At 53.2% G+C, this 1515-nt stretch carries 1 protein-coding gene; it reads right to left on the bottom strand.

Annotated elements, in window-relative coordinates; translation table 11 throughout:
• Positions 1-26 precede the first annotated feature (26 nt).
• The coding region (locus EII11_RS10320) for an SdrD B-like domain-containing protein (RefSeq protein WP_124872487.1) at positions 27-1515 on the bottom strand (1489 nt) is incomplete at its 5' end.

The raw sequence follows: 1515 nt of genomic DNA, 5'->3' as shown, positions 1-1515 counted from the left end.
GTGAGGGTTTGGCGCGGTGGGGTGTTTTATTGGGTTGCGCGGCGGCGGGCTAGAACACCCGCAGCACCAAGTAGCATCACCAGTACCGCGACACCACCAGCCAGCGCCGTATCAGCACCAGTCTTGGCAACCTTGCCAGGCACAGGATCCTTCACCTTGACAAAACCAAAGTCCAAGGTCAAATCCTTGTCACCATGCTTAACCAAGCTCACCGAAGAAACCGAACCCGACGACGAATCATTCGACACATCCCCAGTCGCATTCGGCTTAGTCGCCACATACCCAGCAGGAGCCTTCGACACTGTCACGGTGTACTTGTGACCATCCTTGAGCACAGGCAAGTTCTCAAAGACATACTTACCGTCCTTGTCAGTTGTCACCACCGGCACGGCCTTACCGTCAACATCGGTCACAGACTTACCATCAGGACCAGTCAAGGTCAGCTCAACACCAGCGATACCAGGCTCACCAGCATCCTGACGACCATTGCCATTGGAATCAAACCACACGAAATCACCCACAGAGACCGTCGACTTCACAAAACCGAAGTCAAGAGTGTCATCAACACGCTTATCAACAGTCAACGGCTTAACCGTGCTGGCCTGCCCCTTAGACGAGTCATTATCAACACCCAAACCAGGAGTCGACACCTCATCACGAGTCACAGTCGGCGTGTACTCAGCACCAATCTCAACCACCTTCACCGTGTAACGCTCCGTATCCGAAGCCAACACAGGAAGATTCTCAAACAGGTACTTACCCGCCTTATCCGTCACAACCTCAGACTTATACGGCTGACCATCAGCATCCACAGCCACCGGCTGACCATCAGGACCCAACACCGTCAGCTTGACACCCTCAATACCAGGCTCGCCATCATCCTGCTTACCATCCTTATTGGCATCAAACCACACAAAGTCACCAACAGGCACACGCGCACTAACAAAACCAAAATCAAGAGTCTTGTCCTCAGCGCCGTCTACAGCCAGCTCTTCAGCCTCGGCCTCACCCGTGGAAGAATCCTTCGCACGATCAGCACCAACACCAGCCTCAGTGGGAGCGTACTTCGCAGGAACCTGAACCGAAACCTTGTACTTCACGCCCTCAGGCAGAATCGGCAGATTCTCAAACACGTACAATCCGTCAGCCTGCGTAACAACGGGAGCAACCACAGGAGCGTCAGCCTTATCCACATCATCAACATGAACAACAGGCTTACCATCCGTGCGAGCAATCGTCAGAGTTGCACCCTCAACACCAGGCTCACCATCATCTTGCAAACCATTCTTGTTCGTATCGAACCACACGCGATCACCAACCGACACCTTGCCATGAACATAACCAAAGTCCAAAGTCACATCAGAGGCGCCATCAACAGTGAGATCACCCGAGGTCGCGATACCAGTCTTAGCTGAAGAATCCTTTGCAGCATCATCATCATCAGCCTCAACAGTAGGAGCCAAACCACGAGGCAGCTTGGTCACAGTCACCACATAAGACGTACCAGCAGGCAGA

Source organism: Schaalia canis (genome assembly GCF_003858455.1).
GTDB lineage: Bacteria > Actinomycetota > Actinomycetes > Actinomycetales > Actinomycetaceae > Pauljensenia > Pauljensenia canis.
The sequence above is the reverse complement of the archived record's forward strand: the minus strand, read 5'-3'. Positions and strand labels throughout refer to the sequence as shown.